16 protein-coding genes are annotated in these 21775 nt (G+C 57.6%); 9 read left to right on the top strand and 7 right to left on the bottom strand.

The features are described from left to right. Positions 1–51: 51 nt before the first annotated feature. The gene (yiaY, locus tag RHM56_RS06645; protein ID WP_322239756.1) at positions 52–1200 is read right to left on the bottom strand and encodes an L-threonine dehydrogenase; all 1149 of its coding nucleotides are present in this window, start codon (positions 1198–1200) and stop codon (positions 52–54) included. Between the two features lie 148 nt (positions 1201–1348). On the opposite strand from yiaY, the gene RHM56_RS06640 reads away from it, so the two are divergent. The 4 genes from RHM56_RS06640 (at position 1349) to RHM56_RS06625 (ending at position 6709) form a co-directional block, all read left to right on the top strand. Further along, positions 1349–2374, top strand: coding sequence for a DUF4917 family protein (locus RHM56_RS06640; RefSeq protein ID WP_322239754.1), 1026 nt, complete (start codon positions 1349–1351; stop codon positions 2372–2374). Positions 2375–2549: 175 nt separating this feature from the next. Continuing rightward, complete coding sequence (locus RHM56_RS06635) at positions 2550–3089, top strand: RNA polymerase sigma factor (protein WP_322239752.1); 540 nt, start codon at positions 2550–2552, stop codon at positions 3087–3089. After that, positions 3086–4036, top strand: a complete 951-nt coding sequence (locus RHM56_RS06630) for a FecR family protein (RefSeq protein ID WP_322239750.1) — start codon at positions 3086–3088, stop codon at positions 4034–4036. The genes RHM56_RS06635 and RHM56_RS06630 overlap by 4 nt, the downstream gene beginning before the upstream one ends. Before the next feature lie 120 nt (positions 4037–4156). Then, complete coding sequence (locus tag RHM56_RS06625; protein WP_322239748.1) at positions 4157–6709, top strand: TonB-dependent receptor; 2553 nt, start codon at positions 4157–4159, stop codon at positions 6707–6709. A 214-nt stretch (positions 6710–6923) separates the two neighbouring features. On the opposite strand, the gene RHM56_RS06620 is transcribed toward RHM56_RS06625, so the two are convergent. From RHM56_RS06620 to RHM56_RS06595, 6 genes are all read right to left on the bottom strand, one after another. Beyond that, entirely contained in the window at positions 6924–7235 is a 312-nt protein-coding gene (locus tag RHM56_RS06620; protein ID WP_322239746.1) for a ribbon-helix-helix domain-containing protein, read from the bottom strand. A gap of 15 nt (positions 7236–7250) precedes the next feature. Then, positions 7251–7832 carry a DJ-1/PfpI family protein gene (locus RHM56_RS06615; RefSeq protein ID WP_322239744.1) on the bottom strand — a complete coding sequence of 194 codons (582 nt, stop codon included), beginning with the start codon at positions 7830–7832 and terminating at the stop codon, positions 7251–7253. A 116-nt stretch (positions 7833–7948) separates the two neighbouring features. Further along, positions 7949–9166 (bottom strand): SAM-dependent methyltransferase, encoded by a 1218-nt coding sequence (locus RHM56_RS06610; protein WP_322239742.1) that lies wholly within the window; start codon positions 9164–9166, stop codon positions 7949–7951. Between the two features lie 105 nt (positions 9167–9271). Further along, entirely contained in the window at positions 9272–9886 is a 615-nt protein-coding gene (locus RHM56_RS06605; RefSeq protein WP_322239740.1) for a TPM domain-containing protein, read from the bottom strand. Positions 9887–9914: 28 nt separating this feature from the next. Then, complete coding sequence (locus tag RHM56_RS06600) at positions 9915–10658, bottom strand: TPM domain-containing protein (RefSeq protein ID WP_322239738.1); 744 nt, start codon at positions 10656–10658, stop codon at positions 9915–9917. A 149-nt stretch (positions 10659–10807) separates the two neighbouring features. Next, on the bottom strand, positions 10808–11416 hold the full coding sequence (locus tag RHM56_RS06595) for a LemA family protein (protein ID WP_322239736.1): 609 nt from the start codon (positions 11414–11416) through the stop codon (positions 10808–10810). Between the two features lie 267 nt (positions 11417–11683). Here RHM56_RS06595 and bglX point away from each other — a divergent pair, with 267 nt between their 5' ends. From bglX to codA, 5 genes are all read left to right on the top strand, one after another. After that, complete coding sequence (gene bglX / locus RHM56_RS06590; RefSeq protein WP_322239734.1) at positions 11684–13975, top strand: beta-glucosidase BglX; 2292 nt, start codon at positions 11684–11686, stop codon at positions 13973–13975. A gap of 695 nt (positions 13976–14670) precedes the next feature. Further along, a complete protein-coding gene (locus RHM56_RS06585; protein ID WP_322239732.1) occupies positions 14671–17544 on the top strand; it encodes a ribonucleoside-diphosphate reductase subunit alpha in 2874 nt (957 codons plus the stop codon). A 473-nt stretch (positions 17545–18017) separates the two neighbouring features. Continuing rightward, the gene (gene codB / locus RHM56_RS06580; protein WP_322239729.1) at positions 18018–19283 is read left to right on the top strand and encodes a cytosine permease; all 1266 of its coding nucleotides are present in this window, start codon (positions 18018–18020) and stop codon (positions 19281–19283) included. Next, positions 19280–20503 carry a PucR family transcriptional regulator gene (locus tag RHM56_RS06575; protein ID WP_322239727.1) on the top strand — a complete coding sequence of 408 codons (1224 nt, stop codon included), beginning with the start codon at positions 19280–19282 and terminating at the stop codon, positions 20501–20503. Before codB ends, RHM56_RS06575 begins: the two co-directional genes overlap by 4 nt. Beyond that, on the top strand, positions 20500–21741 hold the full coding sequence (gene codA, locus RHM56_RS06570) for a cytosine deaminase (protein WP_322239725.1): 1242 nt from the start codon (positions 20500–20502) through the stop codon (positions 21739–21741). Before RHM56_RS06575 ends, codA begins: the two co-directional genes overlap by 4 nt. Positions 21742–21775 lie beyond the last annotated feature (34 nt).

Below are 21775 nucleotides of genomic sequence, written 5' to 3'. Positions count from 1 at the left end.
CGCGGGCAAGCCCGCTCCCACAATTTTTCAAAAGCCCAAACCGCCTGGCACTTAGAACGCGTTACGGAATATCTCTTCAATCTGCGCCTGATCTGCCTTGCGCGGGTTGGTAAAGCCGCACGCATCTTTCAGCGCATTGGTGGCCAAAACAGGAATGTCGTCCAGTTTGGCGCCCAGGTCGCGCAGACCTGCCGGAATTTCCACGTCCTTGGCCAAGGTGCGAATCGCCGCAATGGCCGCTTGCGCGCCCTCTTCCGGGCTCAGACCACGCACATCAGCCCCCAGCGCACGTGCCACATCGGTCAAACGGACCGCACTGACACTGGCGTTAAAGGTTTGCACGTGCGGCAGCAACACGGCGTTGCACACCCCGTGCGGCAAGTCGTAGAAGCCGCCCAATTGGTGCGCCATGGCGTGCACAAAGCCCAGCGATGCGTTGTTGAATGCCATGCCAGCGAGGAACTGTGCGTAAGCCATGTTCTCGCGTGCGGTCAGGTTCTTTCCGTCGTTCACCGCCTGGCGCAGGTTCTGGCTGATCAGTTCCATGGCCTTGATCGCACAGGCATCGGTGATCGGGGTTGAAGCGGTCGACACATAGGCTTCAACAGCGTGGGTCAGTGCATCCATGCCCGTTGCGGCCGTCAGACCTTTAGGCATCGCGACCATCAACTCCGGATCGTTGACTGACAGCAGCGGTGTCACGTTACGGTCGACAATGGCCATTTTTACGTGGCGTTCTTCGTCGGTGATGATGCAAAAGCGCGTCATTTCACTGGCTGTGCCAGCCGTGGTGTTGATCGAAACCAGTGGCAGTTGCGGCTTGGCCGATTGATCGACACCTTCATAATCGCGAATATGCCCGCCGTTGGTCGCGCACAGGGCAATGCCCTTGGCACAGTCGTGCGGTGAACCACCGCCCAGCGACACCACAAAATCACATTGATGCTGTTTCAGCACCTTCAAGCCCGCTTCGACGTTAGCAATGCTCGGGTTCGGCTTGGCGCCGTCGAAAATCACCGAGTCAATGTCCTGCAACGCGAGTTTTTCTGCGATCAGCGTCGCTACCCCTGCTTTGGCCAAGCCGGCGTCCGTAACGATCAAAGCCTTGCGAAATCCATAATTGCGAATCGCGGTCATGGCTTCATTCAAACAACCGTTGCCCATGATATTTACCGCAGGGATAAAAAAAGTGCTGGTCATGGCGAGTCCTCTTGGCGGGCGCTACCCGCGACGCTGAATCAATCGGTCAGGGTAGCTTGCTCCAACTGAGTGGCTCATATGTTGATCTGGCTCAACACTTGGGCGTGATAAAGTCCTGCACCGCCACTGTTTCGAGACGATATTAGACATGACCCCCTTCCAGGAATTTGATGCTGAACTAGAAGACTGGAACGCGCTAAACGCCAGCACACCGTGCAGCGGGTTGCTGCTGGGCAACGGCGCGAGCATGGCCGTGTGGCATGACTTTTATTACGACTCGTTGTTTGAAAAAGCCAAAAGCGTCGCCGAAAAACCCCTGAGCCAGACCGAACTCAGCGTCTTTGACGCCTTGAGCACGCGCAATTTCGAGCACGTGCTCAGCGCCCTGAAAACCGCGAGCAAGGTCAACAAAGCCTTGGCGATCAACTCGGCCTCGCCGCGCAAGCGCTACTACGCAATCAAAGAAGCGCTGATCAACAGCACCCAGGACGTGCACATTCCCTGGCGACTGATGAACGCCGACACCCTGACGGGCTGGCAACAAGAGCTGGCACGTTATGCCACGGTCTACTGCTCCAACTACGACCTGCTCACCCCGTGGGCCGTGATGCAAGCGCCGAAGCAGTTCAACGATTTGTTCGACAACCAAAGCGCCACCTTTGAGCTGGAGGCCGCCCTGAGCAAAAGCAAAGCCACGCGGGTGCTGTACCTGCACGGCGCACTGCACCTGGTGAAAAATCAGGAAGGCAAGGCACGCAAGATCAACGCGACCGAAGCCACCTTGCTGAGCAATTTCGCGATCAACCACTCGATCAGCGCACTGGATGATGTGCCGCTGTTTGTCAGTGAAAGCAGCAGTGATGACAAGCGAAAATCCATTCGTCACTCGGATTACCTGTCCTTTTGCCATCAACAACTGATGAGCCATAAAGACGCACTGTGCATCTTTGGCCACAGCTTGGGCGAGCAAGATCAACACCTGATCAACGCTGTGCGCCAGGCACCGCTGAAAACCTTGTGCATCTCTGTTTACCCGCGCAGCGAAGCGTTCATCCGTTTTCAAAAAAACCATTACACGGCGCTATTTGCCGACAAAAAGCTGACATTGCGCTTCTATAACTCTAAGACACACCCTTTGGGTGACACCCGCCATTCAGTGCCAGTGGAGGTATAAGCCCCCATCCCCTGTAGGAGCGAGCTTGCCTCGCGATCTTTTGATCTTCTAAAAGATCGCGAGGCAAGCTCGCTCCTACAGGATTCAGAGACATCTGTAATAAAGCGAGACAAATAGCAATAATTCTCGATACCATTCGCGACTTATTTGCATCGTTTTTCCTATAAGGATCTACATGTCTCGCTTCAAACCCGACCCGCAGGGGGCCGAATCCTTCCGCGAGTTCTATTCGCAGATTCTGCACTTCCTGCGCAAGCGCACTGATAACGCCAGCGATGCCGCCGACATGACACAAGATGTGTTCACCCAATGGCTGGGTTATCAGGACCGGGCCAAGGTCGAGCAACCGCGGGCATTTCTGTTCCAGATGGCGCGCAATCTGTTGCGCGATCACTGGCGTCGTCAGCACGTGCGCCAAACGGCACACAGCGAGAACATCGAGCCTGCACACGAGCCCGTCAGCGATGAGAGGGATGAGCCCATGGCTGCTGCCCAGCGCCTGCAACGCCTTGAACAACTCAAAAGCGTACTCGCCGAACTCTCGCCCAGACGCCGCGAAGCCCTTATGCTGCATCGCTTTGAAGGGTTGAGTCAGGCACAAATAGCCGAACGCATGGGGATTTCCGTCAGCATGGTCGAAAAGCACATCGCCTTTGCCTTGTTGCACTGCAAGCAGCATTTACAACGGGATAACGGCAAGGAACAGCCAAAATGAGCCCTTTTCAACCGACCGATACGGACAGCATTGACGCACAAGCGGCTCACTGGTTTACCCGTAACCGCAACCCGCGCAACGCCCAAACCGATAAACAATTCAGCGTCTGGCACGCCAACCCGGCACATGCACAGGCCTACGCCGAATTCGAGTCACTGTGGGGCGACCTCGGTGAACTCGAACAAGTGAGTAAACCCGTTGCCTTGCCCACTAAAAAACCTGCGCACAAGCGTACAGGCTTTGCACTGGCCACTGCGGCGGCGATTTTATGCGCCATCTTCGCGCTTAATATCGGCACGCCAGTACCGCTCTATCAACAACAGGTGGTGACGTACAACCAAGGCGCAAAAACCATTCTGCTGCCCGATGGCAGCACGCTGAATGTGAACGCCAATACCCAGTTGCACATCGATTTCACGGCCCGACAGCGCGATATTTATCTGGAGCAAGGCCAGCTTTACATCGAGGTCGCGCCCAACAAAGAACACCCGCTGGTGGTGCATGCCGGTGATGCGCAGGTCAACGTGGTGGGCACCGGTTTTGATGTGCGCCGCAGCCAACGTCAGTTAGTGGTCAGCGTCGCCCATGGGCAGGTCGCGTTTATGCCCGACGCCAAGACCTCGACCCTGCTGGGTGCTCAACAACGGGCGACATACGACTACGCAAACGGCTCGCTGCAAGAGCAAACCCTCAGTGCCAACGAAGTCGCCAACTGGCGCAGTGGCCATCTGGCATTTCGCAACCGCGATCTGGCCAGTCTGGTGGATGAACTGGGGCTCTATCGCCCGGGTGTCATCGAACTGGCGGCGGGGCCGCTCGAACACTACAAGGTCTCGGGCAACCTGGATGTCAGCGATCCCTTGGCCCTGGTCAAGGCATTGCCCGCCCTGATCCCGGTAAAAACCGTGTTGCTGGACAACGGAAAAATCCGTATCGAACCCCGCTAAAAAAACATATGCGAATATTTTGCATTCGCATATGTGGATTTTTATCGGTGCTGCGTCTTCCTCCCGTCTGCGTTGCTAACGCACGTCTTTTTGGCCTTTGTTGCCGCACTGGGGGATTTCATGTTTCGCGCACCACATCACGTCTCGTATCTGTGCACCCGTCCGACGTTGCTCGCCGCGTGCATGACGTTCAGCCTGTATGCCCAAGCCGACTCGATCCTGCTGCAACTGCCGGCGCAATCGCTGGCCAGTTCGTTGAGTGACGTGGCGCAACAGGCGAACATTCAGTTGCTGTTCGACGAAGAACTGCTGCGCAATGTGAAAGCCCCCGCCCTGAGCGGCACCTACAGCCCGCAAGAGGCCATCAGCCAACTGCTCAAAGGTACCGATTTCAGCCTGATTCAAGTTGACCGCACATACGTCGTGCGCCCCAAGGAGCAAGGCACCACCACCAGCAACAGCCTGGAACTGGGCGCCGTCAGCGTGGTGGGTAACGGCAACGAAGTCGACTCCAGCAACGTCGGCAAGTCGACCATGACCCAAACTGAAATCAATCGGTATCAGGCCAATAACATCCCGAGCCTGCTGGCCACCTTGCCGGGCATCAACCTCGGCGGTTCGCTCAAGCCCGGCGGCCAAACGATCAATATTTGGGGGTTAGGTGAAGCCGAAGACGTGCAGATGACCGTCGATGGCGCGACCAAAAGTGGCTTTGAGCGCTACATGCAAGGCACGATTTTTATCGAGCCGGAGCTGATCAAACGCCTGGAAGTTGAAAAAGGCCCGCACGACGTGCGCACCGGCAATGGCGGCTTTGCCGGTTCCGTGCACATGGTGACCAAAGATGCCCCGGACCTGCTCGCAGACGGCAAAAATACCGGCGCCATGCTCAAGTACGGCTACAGCAGCAACGACCATCAACAGGTTTACAGTGGCGCCGCCTATGGCCGCACCGACGATGGCCGCGCCGATGCACTGGTGTATTACACCAAGCGCGATGGCGATGACATGAAGCTGGCGGGGCATATGCCCAACCCGAACAATATTTACCCGGTCAACCCCAAGCGCTTGCCCAACACCGCCCAGGATCTGGATGCGCAACTGCTCAAGGTCAACCTGCACTTCAACGAAGAGCACAGCTTGGCGATGTCGTACTCACGCGCCAACAACTACCTGTGGGTGCCCTTTTCGGCCGTCAGTTACCCGGCCCCGCCGAGCAAGGCCAACGTCGACAAATTGGGTTACGACGCGGCCACCCGGTTGTATTTGTCCAACCGTTCGACCATCGACACCACGTGGTCGACTAAATACACCTACCAGCCCATCAACAACCCGCTGGTGAATCTGGAGGTCAAATACTCTCACTCCAACACTGAACAGACCGACAAACGCGGCGAAAAGGCCTTCGTGCAGCCAAGCACGGGGGGGCGCAAGATGGAAACCGGCTACACCGATGACATGCTCCAAGCCGAAAACGTCAGCCTGGTTGCCACCGGCCCGCTGGATCACGCCATTACCGCTGGCGTGCAATTTCGCAAGCACCAGCGCGACGTCGACATGTGGATGCCTGGCGCGACCTATGAAGTAGAGAAATACAACTACGGCCACTACCAGCCCGGCTTTATGCCCAAGGGCAAAGTCGACACCAACAGCGTCTATATTCAGGACGCCATTACGCTGGGCGATTTCACCCTGACCCCATCAATCCGCTATGACCATGTGCGTAACCGAGGCGAAGAAAACGACGCCCCGTTCTATAACCAGGCGGACTTGGGGCACGACTACAGCGACAAAACCTACACCGGATGGTCGCCACGCCTGTCCGCCTTCTGGAAAGTCACCCAGAACACCGCCTTCTTTGTCGACTACAGCAAAACCTGGCGCGCACCGGTGATTGACGAGCAGTACGAAGTCCAGGGTTTGGGCAATCGCCCCACCACCAGCCTGAGCCTCGACCCCGAACGCATGACCGGCTGGCGTGCGGGTAATATCACCAACTTTGATCAGATTTTTAGCGCTAACGATCACGCCCTGATCCGCACCACCTTGTTCCGCAACAAGATCGACAATGAGATTTTTAAAGCCACTGGCGTCGGATGTGCCGCACAAACAGCCTCTGGTGGGCTGTCCACAGATTGCGCAGGCCTGCTCCCCATGGCGAACTACCGCAATATCGGCAGCGTCACCATCAAGGGTTTTGAGGTCGAAAGCTTCTACGAGTCAACCTACCTCTTCGGCTCGTTGTCGTACGCATGGATGACCGGCAAACACGAAGGTGCTTACACCAATCCATGGGGCCCTGATGTCTGGGCGCGGGACATTCCTGCACCGAAATGGATTGCTGTGCTGGGAACGAAAATTCCGAGCCTGGATGCCCGCGTCGGCTGGAAGGGTGAGTTCGTGCGCAAGACTGACCGTTTGCCAAGTGACAACTACGGCCCCGGCCCTCTCACCGCGGTGGGTGACACCTATTACGACCAATACGCCAACGACGGCTACAACGTACAAGGCCTGTTCGCCGACTGGAAGCCGCAGCAGCCGTACCTCAAGGGCACAGAGGTCAACTTCACCGTCGACAACCTGTTCAACAAAAACTACCGCCCAATGCTCAGCGGCAAAAATGCCTACAGCCAAGGCCGCAACGCCAAAATCAGCGTGACGCGGTTCTTCTGAGTATTCCAGGCCTAGTAGGAGCGAGCTCGCCTCGCGATCTTTTGATCTTTTGATCTTTAAAAGATCGCGAGACAAGCTCGCTCCTACGACCCCGTGAGATCGCCAAGCCTGTAGTCGTTGACGAGCTTTGCGAGGCTACGTCCGGCTGCGCAGCAGTCGTAAAGCCATCCGGCCTGGTGCTGCGGGTACACGGCTCCTACACGGGGTCACCCGTTCAAGCGTGCCCGGTATTGCGCGGTACCACGCTCAACTCCGGGACCTGCAACCGGCGCTGGCTCAAATGCCGGGTGCAGCTCACGCGCAAAAACGAAGCAAAGTTGATCACCTCGCCGCGATAATCCATCACTTCCTCATACAGCTTGGCCACCAATTGGTTGGTGGTCATGCCATCAGCTTCAGCGATTTCAGTGAGGATGTCCCAAAACTGGTTTTCCAGCCGCAAGGTGGTGACCACGCCGCAAATACGCAATGAACGCGAGCGCGACTCATACAGGATCGGATCGGCTTTTACATAGAGCTCACACATGGTCACGCCCTCGTTTTACAAAGTGATCGTTGTGCCCAGCAACCCCAGGAAAGCCGCCAGCCACGCAGGATGCGCAGGCCAGGCCGGAGCGGTGGCCAAATTGCCCTGTACGTGCGCTTGGGTCACGTCGATATCAATGTAGGTCCCGCCCGCCAGACGCACTTCTGGTGCACACGCCGGGTAGGCGCTGCATTCGCGGCCTTCAAGGGTGCCCGCCGCCGCCAGTAATTGAGCGCCGTGACACACCGCCGCAATCGGCTTGCCCGCCTTGTCGAAATCACGCACCAGCTCCAGCACCTTTTCGTTCAGGCGCAGGTATTCCGGCGCACGACCGCCGGGCACCACCAGTGCGTCGTAATCGCTGGCCTTGACCTTGTCGAAATCGAAATTCAGGGCAAACAGATGGCCGGGCTTTTCGCTGTAGGTCTGGTCACCCTCGAAGTCATGAATCGCAGTGCGAACGGTCTGGCCGGCCGTTTTACCCGGACACACAGCGTGCACCTGATGACCCACCATCAATAGCGCCTGAAACGGCACCATCACTTCGTAGTCTTCGACGTAATCGCCAACCAGAACCAGAATCTTTTTCGCCGCCATGGTGCGTGCTCCTTATGGGTAGACCTTGGGCCACTAAGAGTAGCCAAGGTAACCCCTGAGCGCCCGCGCGGGTAATAGCCAAATACTACGTTCCCGATCGGACGCGTCTGACACGCTTACTTCAACAGGCCGTCGGCCTGGAGCAGGGTTTCAAGGCAGTGTTCCTGAATGTTGTAGAACGCCTTGAGCTCCTGAATTTTCACCAGCAACTGCGCCGGGTCTTGAGGCTCGGCGCGTTTGACTGCGAGGATCATTTTGTTTTTGTTGGTGTGTTCCAGCGAAATGAACTCAAACACTTTAGTTTCATAGCCGCAAGCTTCAAGAAACAGCGCACGCAGACTGTCAGTGACCATTTCGGCCTGCTGGCCCAGGTGCAAGCCGTATTGCAGCATCGGCTTGAGCAACGCCGGGCTCTGGATTTGCAGGCGGATCTGCTTATGGCAGCACGGCGAACACATGATGATCGCGGCCCCGGAACGAATACCCATATGAATCGCATAGTCGGTGGCAATGTCACAGGCATGCAGGGCGATCATCACGTCAATCGGGGTCGGCGCAAAACTGCGCACATCGCCATGCTGAAAGCTCAAGCCCGGGTGCTCCAGACGCTGGGCCGCGGTGTTGCACAGCGTGACCATGTCTTCACGCAACTCAACCCCGGTCACCACGCCTTCGGCTTGCAAGCTGTGGCGCAAGTAGTCGTGGATAGCAAACGTCAGGTAACCCTTGCCAGAACCAAAATCTGCCACCTTGATCGGCTGATCGAGCTTGAGCGGCGAGTTGCTCAAGGCATGGGAAAACACCTCGATAAATTTGTTGATTTGCTTCCACTTGCGCGACATCGCCGGGATCAACTCTTGTTGCTGGTTGGTCACGCCCAGATCCGCCAAAAACGGCCGCGTCAGATCCAGAAAGCGATTTTTCTCGCGATTATGCTCAGCCGACGGCACTTCCCGCGCCTGCTGGCTTTTGCCCTTAAACAATGAGCTTTTGCCTTTTTTGCTGTACTCCAGCTGCACTTCGTCAGTCAGGGTCAGCAAATGCGCATTTTTGAACGCCTCCGGCAGCAGCCCGGTAATCGCTGCCACGCCTTCGTCGAGCGCAAAGTTTTTAGTGATGTCGCGGGTTTTGTAGCGGTACACAAACGACAGACAAGGCTGATCCTTGACCGTGACCTGCTTGATGATGACCCGCTGCAATTCAGCTTCCGGGCCGACGTACTTGGCCAGTACCAGCTTGATAAAGGAATTTTGCGCCAGGCCGGTTTCCAGCAGGTTCAAAAATTGCGCACGATGATCCGGCACAGACGCGGCGGTGGTAGCAGTCACTGACATTGAAAAAGGCGCCTCGGGGGTGCAGGAGGGGAAATCAGAAAAATAATGGCACTATTTTAGGCGGGTTGGCCGCCGGGAGCACGGGGTTATTTCAAGCTGCACCGATTACAACACCACCAAGCGATTCGGCAATTGATTGCGCGTCTGGGTTTTCGGCACGTGTTTTTCCAGCAGTTCTGCGCTGGCGTCGATGCAAGCGATAAAACCTTCAGCCGTATGCCCCAGCGCCACACGGCGCACGAAATCGCTGACGATGGTGCCCCAGTCGCTGTTGTCCAGGCGTTGTGAAATGCCTTCATCTACCAGAATTTCGACGTAGCGCTCGGCTTCGCTGACAAAAATCAGCACCCCGGTGCGGTCTTGGGTGTGGTGCAGTTTTTGTTCGAGAAACTGGCGCCGCGCCAGGTTGCTGGCCCGCCAGTGGCGAACGCGGGCCGGGATCAGGAAGGTGGTGATTGAACGGATACGGAAGATCAGGCTGAGGAAGACAAAGGTGGCCCATTGCAGCATGAGCAATGAATAGATCGTCATGTCGCCGTTTACAACGTGCACCAGCGCCGGAACCACCAGGGCGATCAGGCTAGCCCAGAGTAAGGGGATGTAGCTGTAATCGTCGGCGCGTGGTGCGAGCACGGTGACGATTTCAGCGTCGGTGCGCTGTTCGGCGCGGGTCACGGCCTCTTCGACCTGCCGTTGTTGCTCTTGCGTGAGTAAAGCCATAAGTGTCGATGCTCGTTTAAAAAATGAATTACCAGCCGCCCGAAGCGCCGCCGCCACCAAAACTGCCACCGCCCCCGCGAAAACCACCGCCACCACCGCCGAAACCACCGCCACCAAAACCGCCGGAGCGCGACCCACCGCCACTGCCACCGCCGGAGTTGCAGATGCCATAAAACTGGCAAGCCGCCACCACCACGACGAACAATAGAAACAGCAACACCACCACGCCAGGATGCTCAGCCATAAAGTCATTTTCGCCGCCCTGCCCGCTGGCATAGGCAGGTTCGGCCAACGGTGCGCCACCCAACACCTGGAGCATGGCCGTGACGCCGTCGCGGATGCCCTGGTTGAAGTTGCCGGCTTTAAATGCCGGGGTAATCACCTGATTGATGATCACCGAGGACTGCGCGTCGGTCAGGCGGTCCTCCAGGCCGTAGCCGACTTCGATCCGCAGTTTACGGTCATCACGGGAAACGATCAGCAACGCGCCGTTGTTTTCATCTTTTTTGCCGATGCCCCAGGCGCGGCCCAATTGATAACCGAAGTCTTCAATGGAAACGCCTTGCAGGTCCGGCAGCGTGACCACGACCACCTGCTCGCCGGTGGCTTTTTCATGGGCTGCAAGTTGCTGGGTCAATTGTTGGCGCGTGGCGGGGTCGAGCATGTGCGCATCGTCCACGACCCGCCCGCTCAGTGTCGCAAATGTCAGCGCCTGCGCAGTGGCTATAAATAGCCACAGCAACAGGCCCAAACCCAGTCTTGATACGCGCATCAGCACCTCGAGGGGTTAATAAATAGCCGTAGTCGCTGCCGCAGGCTGCGATCGAGATCGCACAATTGGGTGGCGACCGCAGGGGCTTCAAGAAAACGGGTTGCTACGCAACCCTTCGCAGCCTGCGGCAGCGACTACAGACCGCATTATCAAAATTTAACCTCAGGGGCTTTGTCGGCATCCGGGGTGGTTGCTTCGAAGGTGGCGCGAATCGGTAAGTCGCTGTACATCACGGCATGCCACAGGCGGCCCGGGAAGGTGCGAATCTCGGTGTTGTAACGCTCTACCGCGAGGATGAAATCACGGCGCGCCACGCTGATCCGGTTTTCAGTGCCTTCAAGTTGCGACTGCAATGACAGGAAGTTTTGGTTGGACTTGAGGTCCGGGTAGCGCTCAGACACCACCATCAAGCGACTCAAGGCGCCCGTCAGCTGGTTTTGCGCGTCCTGGAACTGTTTGAGTTTTTCCGGGTTGTTCAAGGTGCTGGCATCGACCTGAATCGAGGTGGCCTTGGCTCGCGCTTCAATCACCGCCGTCAGCGTCGCCTGCTCTTGCTTAGCCGCGCCTTTGACCGTTTCAACCAGGTTGGGGATCAAGTCAGCACGACGTTGATACTGGTTCTGCACTTGCGACCAAGCCGCTTTAACCTGCTCATCCAGCGTCGGAATCGTGTTAATCCCGCACCCCGCCAGCACGCTGCTGAGGGCTAATAGCGCGATTACTTTCCAACCGATCCGTCTTGCGCTCTCAATGTGCATACGTCAGACACTCCGTTTTAATCCGATTAGGTTCATAGACCCCACGTTTGACATAAAAACTCCCACGCCGCTCTCGAATATCTCCCCGCAACACTGGATTGCTCACGGCGAATCAGCTAAAAGACTGCCTTCGCTGTAGGAATACTTTCTTTAACGATAGGGTATTTCTTTAAGTTAAGTAGTCCACCACCCTTTCCCAGAACAATATCGCTTCGAAAGCGCGGGCTTCCCTTCGCTTTGACTTGAGCGGGCGCGCAGAAGAACTCCATGAAAAATATGTGTTTGCTGGCCATTGCCATCAGCCTGACCAGTCAATCGGTCTGGGCCCAAACCCCGCTAGCCCCACTGCCTAAGAAAGACGTGTTCGTCGCTGATTTGATGAAGCAAATGACTGAAGCCGAAAAAATCGGCCAGTTACGCCTGATCAGCATCGGCCCGGAAATGCCCCGCGAAATGATCCGCAAGGAAATCGCAGCCGGCCATATCGGCGGCACCTTCAACTCGATTTCCCGCGATGAAAACCGTCCGATGCAAGACGCTGCCATGCGCAGCCGTTTGAAAATCCCGATGTTCTTCGCTTATGACGTGATTCACGGCCATCGCACGATTTTCCCGATCAGCCTGGGCCTGGCGGCTAGCTGGGACATGGACGCCATTGGGTTGAGTGGTCGAGTGGCGGCCAAAGAAGCCAGCGATGACAGTATCGACCTGACCTTCGCGCCCATGGTCGACATCGCCCGTGACCCGCGTTGGGGACGGACATCGGAAGGTTTTGGCGAAGACACCTATTTAGTGTCACGCATCGCCAACGTCATGGTTCACGCCTATCAAGGCGCTTCACCTGCCCTGCCCGGCAACATCATGGCCAGCGTTAAACACTTTGCCTTGTACGGCGCGGTAGAAGGCGGACGGGACTACAACACCGTCGATATGAGCCTGACCCGCATGTTCCAGGATTACTTGCCGCCCTACCACGCCGCCATTGAGGCCGGGGCGGGAGGAGTCATGGTGGCGCTGAACTCGATCAATGGCGTGCCCGCCACCTCGAACACGTGGCTGATGCAAGATTTGCTGCGCAAGGACTGGGGCTTTAAAGGCGTCGCCGTGAGTGACCACGGCGCCATCATCGAGCTGATCAAGCACGGCGTGGCTAAAGACAGCCGCGAAGCCGCCAAGCTGGCGATCAAGGCCGGTATCGACATGAGCATGAACGACAAAGCCTACGGCGAAGAATTGCCTGGCTTGTTGAAGTCTGGCGAAGTCCCACAGAGCGACCTCGACAACGCTGTGCGTGAAGTGCTCGGTGCCAAGTACGACATGGGCCTGTTTGCCGACCCGTATTTGCGCATCGGCAAGGCTGAAGATGACCCGGTCGATGTCAAAGCTGAAAGTCGCCTGCACCGCGCTGAAGCACGCGAGGTAGCACGCAAGAGTCTGGTGCTGTTGAAAAACCAGTCCGAGACCCTGCCACTGAAAAAACAGGCGCGTATTGCGCTGGTTGGACCGCTGGCCAAAGCACCGATCGACATCATGGGGAGCTGGGCCGCTGCGGGCGTGCCTGCACAATCGGTGACCGTGTATGACGGCATGCGCAACGCACTGGGTCAGCAAGGCACGCTGACTTACGCCCGCGGAGCCAACATCACCGACGACCAAAAAATCGTTGATTACCTGAACTTCCTCAATTTTGACGCACCTGAAGTCACCAACGACCCGCGTCCGGCACAGGTCATGATTGACGAAGCCATCAAGGCCGCGCAGCAAGCTGATGTGGTGGTCGCCGTGGTGGGTGAGTCGCGTGGCATGTCGCACGAGTCATCGAGCCGTACCGAGCTTGATATTCCTGCCAGCCAGCGCGCACTGATTACCGCGCTCAAAGCCACCGGCAAGCCGTTGGTACTGGTATTGATGAACGGCCGCCCGCTGACTATTGACCTGCAACAACAGCAAGCGGACGCGGTGCTGGAAACCTGGTTCAGCGGCACTGAAGGCGGCAATGCGATTGCTGACGTGCTGTTCGGTGACTACAACCCTTCCGGCAAGCTGCCTATCACATTCCCACGCTCTGTAGGCCAGATCCCTACCTACTACAGCCACTTGAGCATTGGTCGTCCCTTCACACCGGGCAAGCCGGGCAACTACACCTCGCAGTACTTCGACGCGCCGAACACGCCGCTGTACCCATTTGGCTACGGCCTGAGCTACACCGATTTCAGCGTGTCGCCTGTCAGCTTATCGGCCAAGACCTTGAAGCCCGGCGCCAAGCTAACGGCCAGCGTCACGGTCAAAAACACCGGCAAGCGTGACGGCGAAACGGTCGTGCAGCTGTACCTGCGCGATGTCACCGCCTCCATGAGCCGCCCGGTCAAGGAGTTGAAAAACTTCCAGAAAATCATGCTTAAAGCCGGCGAAGAGAAAGTCGTGCAGTTCAGCATCGACGAGGACGACTTGAAGTTCTACAACACCCAGTTGAAGTACGCCGCCGAACCGGGTGAATTCGACGTGCAAATAGGCCTCGATTCGCAAAACGTCCAGCAAAACAGCTTCGAGCTGCTGTAATTTCGCTCAATTGCCGGAAAGGTCTGCAATGACCTTTTCGGCCTTCTTTGCAGCAATTTCCGCTTGACCTTTCCTATCTTTGCACCCGCCTGAAAATGCGTTCGGACAGCGCTGTTTTTTGTGGTAGGGTTCGCGCCCTCAAAATTCAGCACGAACGATTTGATCCTGCAAAATTCAGTGACCAACGGTGCAGTCCAGCGCACATGCGGCCTACACTGTTTTTTAGGGTTTCATACACAATTTACGCACAGAGTTATCCACAGATAGAACGTTGCACCCTGCCGTCAAAACGCATATCTTGTATCAATTCCGCCAAAAAACCCCACATATAGGGTTTAAGGCAAAAAACCCAACACAACTCAGACGAGAATTTCAAGCCCTTTTCTCGCGCCAGTCGGGTTGAATTAAACGCGCATTTTCAAGTCCATACCGCTCAAGCGGACGACTACCGTTTTCCAGCGTTAACGCCAGAAAACGGCCCGGGTGTTGCAGTAAAAATACTGTCACCCGCCAGGAATACGGTTTGAGGCTGCAAGCGCAGACCAAAAACTTCGGCAAGGAAGCGGCTTACCCCCCTTTCGGTACGTCCCGAAGTTGTTATGCCCGGTTCATGATCGGTTGTAGAGCTTCAGGACGGAACGGTGGGCGCCCAAAAGGCGCCCAAATAAACATAGAGAATGTGGAGACACACCCCCATGCAAACCGACACAACTCGCGAGAACTCGCAGGGTTCCGATACACATCTGGATCTGTCTGCGACCGCCCCAGGCCAGTTGCGCGTGATCAAACGTAACGGGACTGTCGTTCCTTACACCGATGACAAGATCACCGTCGCCATCACCAAAGCGTTTCTCGCAGTTGAAGGCGGCAATGCCGCTGCCTCGTCACGCATCCATGACACCGTTGCGCGCCTGACCGAACAAGTCACCGCGACCTTCAAGCGTCGCATGCCATCGGGCGGCACTATCCACATCGAAGAAATCCAGGACCAGGTTGAACTGGCCCTGATGCGTGCCGGCGAGCAGAAAGTAGCCCGCGATTACGTGATCTACCGCGACTCGCGTGCCAAAGAGCGCGCCACTCGCGCCCCAGCCGAAGACGCTGTGGTGGCTCACCCATCGATCCGCATCACCCGCGCCGACGGCTCGTTTGCTCCGCTCGACATGGGCCGCCTGAACACCATCGTCACCGAAGCCTGCGAAGGCCTGGAAGAAGTTGACGGCGACCTGATCCAGCGCGAAACCCTGAAGAACCTCTACGACGGCGTTGCACTGAACGACGTCAACACCGCCCTGGTGATGACCGCCCGTACGCTGGTAGAGCGTGAGCCTAACTACTCGTTCGTGACGGCTCGCCTGCTGATGGACACCCTGCGTGCCGAAGGCCTGAGCTTCCTGAACGTGGCAGAAAGCGCCACGCACCATGAAATGGCCGACCTGTACGCCAAGGCCCTGCCTGCGTACATCGCCAAGGGTATTGAATTCGACCTGCTGAACCCGGTGCTGGCCACCTTCGACCTGGAAAAACTGGGCAAGGCGATCAACCACGAGCGCGATCAGCAGTTCACCTACCTGGGCCTGCAAACCCTGTACGACCGTTACTTCATCCACAAGGATGGCGTGCGTTTCGAACTGCCGCAGATCTTCTTCATGCGCGTGGCCATGGGCCTGGCGATCGAAGAAAAGCACAAAGAAGACCGTGCGATCGAGTTCTACAACCTGTTGTCGTCGTTCGACTACATGTCGTCGACCCCGACCCTGTTCAACGCCGGTACTCAGCGTCCGCAGCTGTCCAGCTGCTACCTGACCACCGTGCCGGACGACCTGTCGGGCATCTACCACGCGATCCACGACAACGCCATGCTGTCCAAATTCGCCGGCGGCCTGGGCAACGACTGGACGCCAGTTCGTGCATTGGGTTCGTGGATCAAAGGCACCAACGGCAAATCCCAGGGCGTGGTTCCGTTCCTCAAGGTTGTGAACGACACCGCCGTTGCCGTTAACCAGGGTGGCAAGCGCAAAGGCGCTGTGTGTGCCTACCTGGAAACCTGGCACATGGACATCGAAGAGTTCATCGAGCTGCGCAAGAACACCGGTGATGATCGTCGTCGTACCCACGACATGAACACCGCCAACTGGATCCCTGACCTGTTCATGAAGCGCGTCTTCGATGACGGCAAGTGGACCCTGTTCTCGCCGTCCGAAGTACCGGACCTGCACGACCTGACCGGCAAGGCCTTCGAAGAGCGTTACGAGTACTACGAAGCCCTGACCGAGTACCCAGGCAAGGTCAAACTGTTCAAGACCATCCAGGCCAAAGACCTGTGGCGCAAAATGCTGTCCATGCTGTTTGAAACCGGCCACCCATGGCTGACCTTCAAAGACCCGTGCAACCTGCGCAGCCCGCAGCAGCACGTGGGCGTGGTTCACAGCTCGAACCTGTGCACCGAGATCACCTTGAACACCAACAAGGACGAGATCGCTGTTTGCAACCTGGGTTCGATCAACTTGCCTAACCACATCGTGGACGGCAAGCTGGACACCGCCAAGCTCAAGCGCACCATCGACGTTGCTGTTCGCATGCTCGATAACGTTATCGACATCAACTACTACTCGGTGCCGCAAGCACGCAACTCGAACTTCAAGCACCGTCCAGTGGGCCTGGGGATCATGGGCTTCCAGGACGCTCTGTACCTGCAACACATTCCTTATGCGTCGCAAGCGGCCGTTGAGTTTGCTGACAAATCGATGGAAGCGGTCAGCTACTACGCCATCCAGGCGTCTTGCGACCTGGCTGACGAGCGTGGCGCTTACGAAACGTTCCAGGGTTCGCTGTGGTCCAAAGGTATCCTGCCGCTGGATTCGCAACAGATCCTGATCGAGCAGCGTGGCCAGAAATACATCGACGTTGACCTGAACGAATCCCTGGACTGGGCACCGGTTCGTGCCCGTGTACAGAACGGCATTCGTAACTCCAACATCATGGCCATCGCACCGACCGCGACCATCGCCAACATCACTGGCGTTTCGCAGTCGATCGAACCGACGTATCAGAACCTGTACGTGAAATCGAACCTGTCGGGCGAATTCACCGTGATCAACCCGTACCTGGTTCGCGACCTCAAGGCTCGCGGCCTGTGGGATTCGGTCATGATCAACGACCTGAAATACTACGACGGTTCCGTGCAGCAGATCGAACGCATCCCGCAAGAGCTCAAAGAGCTGTATGCCACTGCGTTTGAAGTCGACACCAAGTGGATCGTTGACGCGGCCAGCCGTCGTCAGAAGTGGATCGACCAGGCTCAGTCGCTGAACCTGTACATCGCAGGTGCTTCGGGCAAGAAACTGGACGTGACCTACCGCATGGCTTGGTACCGTGGTTTGAAAACCACTTACTACCTCCGTGCACTGGCAGCGACCAGCACCGAGAAGTCCACCGTTAACACGGGCAAGCTCAACGCTGTATCGAGCGGCAAAAACAGTGAAGACGTGGCCGCAGCGCCTGCTGGCCCAGCACCGGTGCCAAAAGCCTGCGCGATTGACGAGCCGGATTGCGAAGCTTGCCAATAAGCTGAGTAGCCAGGCGGGCTGACCGCCTCGCTAAAAACCCCCGTTAAACCCTGGCAACAGTTGGGTTTAACGGGGGTTTTGTTTTGTGAGGGTTTAAACGACCTTGTAGCAGTTGACGAGTAATACGAGGCTACGTCCGGTTGCGCAGCAATCGTAAAACCTGGAACCCCGATAGTCCTGAAAGATCGCGACTGCCGACTCACGACGACTGCGTCGCCGGACGTAGCCTCGTATTACTCGTCAACTGCTACGAAACCCCACCTAAAACAGTGCACACGCGCTTCAAAATGAATCACTCTGCACAACCTCAATACGATAAACCCATCCTATATGTGCACTCTGAACACTAAGCACTATCACCTGTGCCCGCTTATTCTCGATGTATCGACGTTATGCAAAACAGGCCCGCTTATTGCTCTAGCCCAAGGGAGCCACTGACGACGGCCATCCCATTCGAGGCGGAGAAATACCACATGAGTTCACCCGGCGAATTTCCTCTAAGCGAAGCCCCGCGCACAGCACGCAAGGGCCTGCTACCGATTTCCATGGTGCTGTTCAGCTTTACCTTCTTTACCGGGACCATGTTCGCCGGAGGCAAGTTGGGCATGGCGTTCAATTTCGTCGACATGCTGTGGATCGCCGCCATCGGTAATGGTCTGCTGGCGCTGTATGCCGCCGCACTCGCGCTGATCGCATCGCGCAGCGGGCTCAATACAGTGCTCATGGGGCGTTTTTGCTTTGGCGAGGCCGGCAGCCGTCTTTCTGACTTTATCCTCGGCTTTGCCGAACTCGGCTGGTACGCCTGGGGCACGGCAACGGTGGCCATCGTGCTGGTGAAGATGCTCGGCCTGTCTGAAGGCTTCGCCACCCCGCTGATGATTGTGTTCGGCCTGGGCTTCAGCATTACCGCCATCATCGGTTTTAAAGGGCTGGACGTGCTGTCGCGCATTTCGGTGCCGCTGATGCTGATTCTGCTGATTGTCTCCATGGTCCTCGCGACGCAGCACGTCGGCGGTTTCAAGGCGCTGTCCGCTGTCATCCCGCATGAAACCATGACGTTCTCGGCAGCGATCACCATGGTCTTCGGCACGTTTGCCAGCGGCGCGACTCAGGCCACCAACTGGACGCGTCTGTCGCGCACCGGCCGAATTGCGGTGATCGCCAGCGTGGTCAGTTTTCTGCTCGGCAATGGCTTGATGATCGTCGCCGGTGCCTGGTGCGCCATCGTTTATCAACAGGCCGACATCGTTGAAGTGATGATGCTGCAAGGCTTGTCGTTCGCCGCAGTGATTATGCTCTGCCTCAATCTGTGGACGATTCAGGGCCCGACGATTTACAACGTATCAGCCGCCGCCTGCCACCTCGTGCGCAGTGAGCGCCGCCGCACAATGACACTGATTGCCGCCGCCATCGGCATCGTGCTGGCCATCGGCGGCATGTATGAAATGCTGATTCCGTTTCTGGTGCTGCTGGGCTCGATCATCCCGCCCATCGGCGGCGTGATCATGGCTGACTACTGGTATCGCCATCGCGGCAAGTACCCGCTGCTGGCGTCTGTCAGCTTGCCGCGCTACAACCTGCGAGGGTTGTCGGCGTATGCGGTCGGCGCCGTGCTGGCCTACGCCTCACCCTGGATCGCACCGCTGGTAGGCATTGCCGCCTCCGCTGCGTGCTACGTGGTACTGCTGGAAATCAGTAAGCGCCGAGCCGTCGCGCCTTGCGTGCAGGAGGACGTTTGAGTCTGACAGTTGAAGAGATTCTGGCACTGGCCGGTCTCGAAGAAATGACCTTGCGCGCCGGTGCCCGCAACTTGCATCGCACCGTGCGCTGGCCGTATGTGGCCGAGAACGAGGGCATTGGCGAGTGGGTCATGGGCGGCGAACTGGTGTTTGTCACCGGCATCAACCATCCCAGGGATGAAGCGAACCTGCTGCGCCTGGTGCATGAAGCAGATGCCAGCGGCATTGCCGGGCTGGTGATTCTGACGGGCGCAGCTTTTATTCAGCGCATCCCGGACGCCGTCATTGAGCTGGCCGAGCGCTATGGCTTGCCGCTGATTGAACAGCCGTATCTGTTGAAGATGGTCATCGTCACCCACCTGATCGGCACTGCGCTGGTACAGATGGCACAGGCCAAGCGATCGCGGCATGACATTCTGGCCCAGTTGCTCAGCGGCGATTACCCGAGCCTGGCCACCGCCCGCCAGCGGGCAGCGCATTTGAAACTGCCGCTCGACGGGCCACGACGTCTGGTGGCGTTGCGCTTGTCGGCGGTCAATGTGTTGTTCGACAGCCATGCCCCGGATGAAGCCGAGCGCTTGCTGCAACATATTCGCCAGGCCGTGCAGGACCATCTCGATGCTTGGAGCCGCGCCCTGCCTGATGCGCTGCCTGTGGTCGTACAGGGTGATTTGTTTATCTTGCTGCTGACAGAACACGAGAGCGTTCGCGCCGAGCTGGCCGACCTCTACCATGATCTGCAACCCATCATCGGCAACATGGCGTTGTTTATGGGGCTGGCGAGCAAGGTTGAAGCCTGTAGCGATTACCCCCAGGCACTGAATCAGGCCCGGCAGGCGCTGGATGTCGCCGAAAATCTGCGCCCCGCCACTGGCCTTTGCGACTTCAGTGAGCTGGGCGTGCTGCGCCTGTTGCAGGCCATTGGTGATCGCTCGGTGATCGATCTGTTCGTCAAACAAACCCTCGGCCGGATGATCGAAAGCCGCCGCAAGCAACCCAACAGTCTGATCGAAACCCTGGACGCCCTGCTTCAGGAGAACGGCAACGCCCTCAAAGCCGCCCAACGTTTGAACATCCACCGCAACACCCTTAATCAACGCATACAGCGCATCGAGCAACTCAGCGGACAATCGCTCGATGACCCTCTTTTCAGAATGAATGCTTCGGTCGCCCTGCTGGTATGGCGCATGACCGAAGCCCAACGACAGGATCGACCATGAACATCATCAATGCCACATTGCGTAAAACCCCGGGCCTGCACACGGTCACTTGCGAAGGCGAGCGCATCAGCGCCATCACCTTGCAGGCTGGCAGTGTGCAGGCAAAGCCCGGCGACATTGACGCTCAAGGTCAGTTGCTGATTGCCCCGCTGGTTGAACCGCATATCCATCTGGATGCAACTCTGACCGCCGGACAACCCGAATGGAACCTCAGCGGCACGCTGTTCGAAGGTATTGAACGCTGGGCGCAACGCAAAGAAACCATCACCCACGAAGACACCAAGCAACGCGCCCACACCACCATTCGGATGTTGGCCGAACACGGCATCCAGCACGTACGCACCCATATCGACGTGACCGACCCGACGCTAGGCGCGCTCAAAGCGATGCTTGAAGTACGCGAAGAGGCGCGCCATCTGATTGATCTGCAAATCGTTGCCTTCCCGCAGGAAGGCATTGAATCGTATGCCGGTGGACGCGAGTTGATGACCCGCGCCGTCGAGATGGGCGCCGATGTGGTCGGTGGTATTCCACACTTTGAGAACACCCGCGATCAGGGGGTCAGTTCAATCAAGTTTCTGATGGACCTGGCCGAGCGCACGGGCTGCCTGGTGGATGTGCATTGCGACGAAACCGACGACCCGCATTCGCGGTTTCTCGAAGTGCTGGCCGAAGAGGCGCGCGTACGCGGTATGGGCAGCCGGGTGACCGCCAGCCACACCACGGCCATGGGTTCTTACGACAATGCTTACTGCTCCAAACTGTTCCGCCTGCTCAAGGCCTCGGGGATCAACTTCGTGTCGTGCCCGACCGAGAGCATTCACCTGCAAGGGCGTTTCGACAGTTTTCCAAAACGTCGTGGTGTGACGCGCGTGGCCGAGCTGGACCGCGCCGGAATGAACGTCTGCCTGGGGCAAGATTCGATCAAAGACCCGTGGTACCCGTTGGGCAACGGCAACATTTTGCGGGTGCTGGATGCCGGCCTGCACATCTGCCACATGATGGGGTTTGAAGACCTGCAACGCTGCCTGGACCTGGTCACCGACAACAGCGCTCGCACCCTCAACCTCGGCGAAGGGTACGGCATCGCTGTCGGCCGCCCGGCCAACCTGGTGGTGCTGGACGCCGAAAGCGATTACGAAGCGGTGCGCCGTCAGGCCAAGGCCCGCGTGTCGATTCGCGCGGGCAAAGTGCTGATGACACGCGTGCCAGAGCGCGTTGAATTCAGCGCGCGCTGATTAAGCCGCCGCGGCACACGCCTGCGCCAAGGTA

Source organism: Pseudomonas sp. CCC3.1 (assembly GCF_034347405.1).
GTDB lineage: Bacteria > Pseudomonadota > Gammaproteobacteria > Pseudomonadales > Pseudomonadaceae > Aquipseudomonas.
The sequence above is the reverse complement of the archived record's forward strand: the minus strand, read 5'-3'. Positions and strand labels throughout refer to the sequence as shown.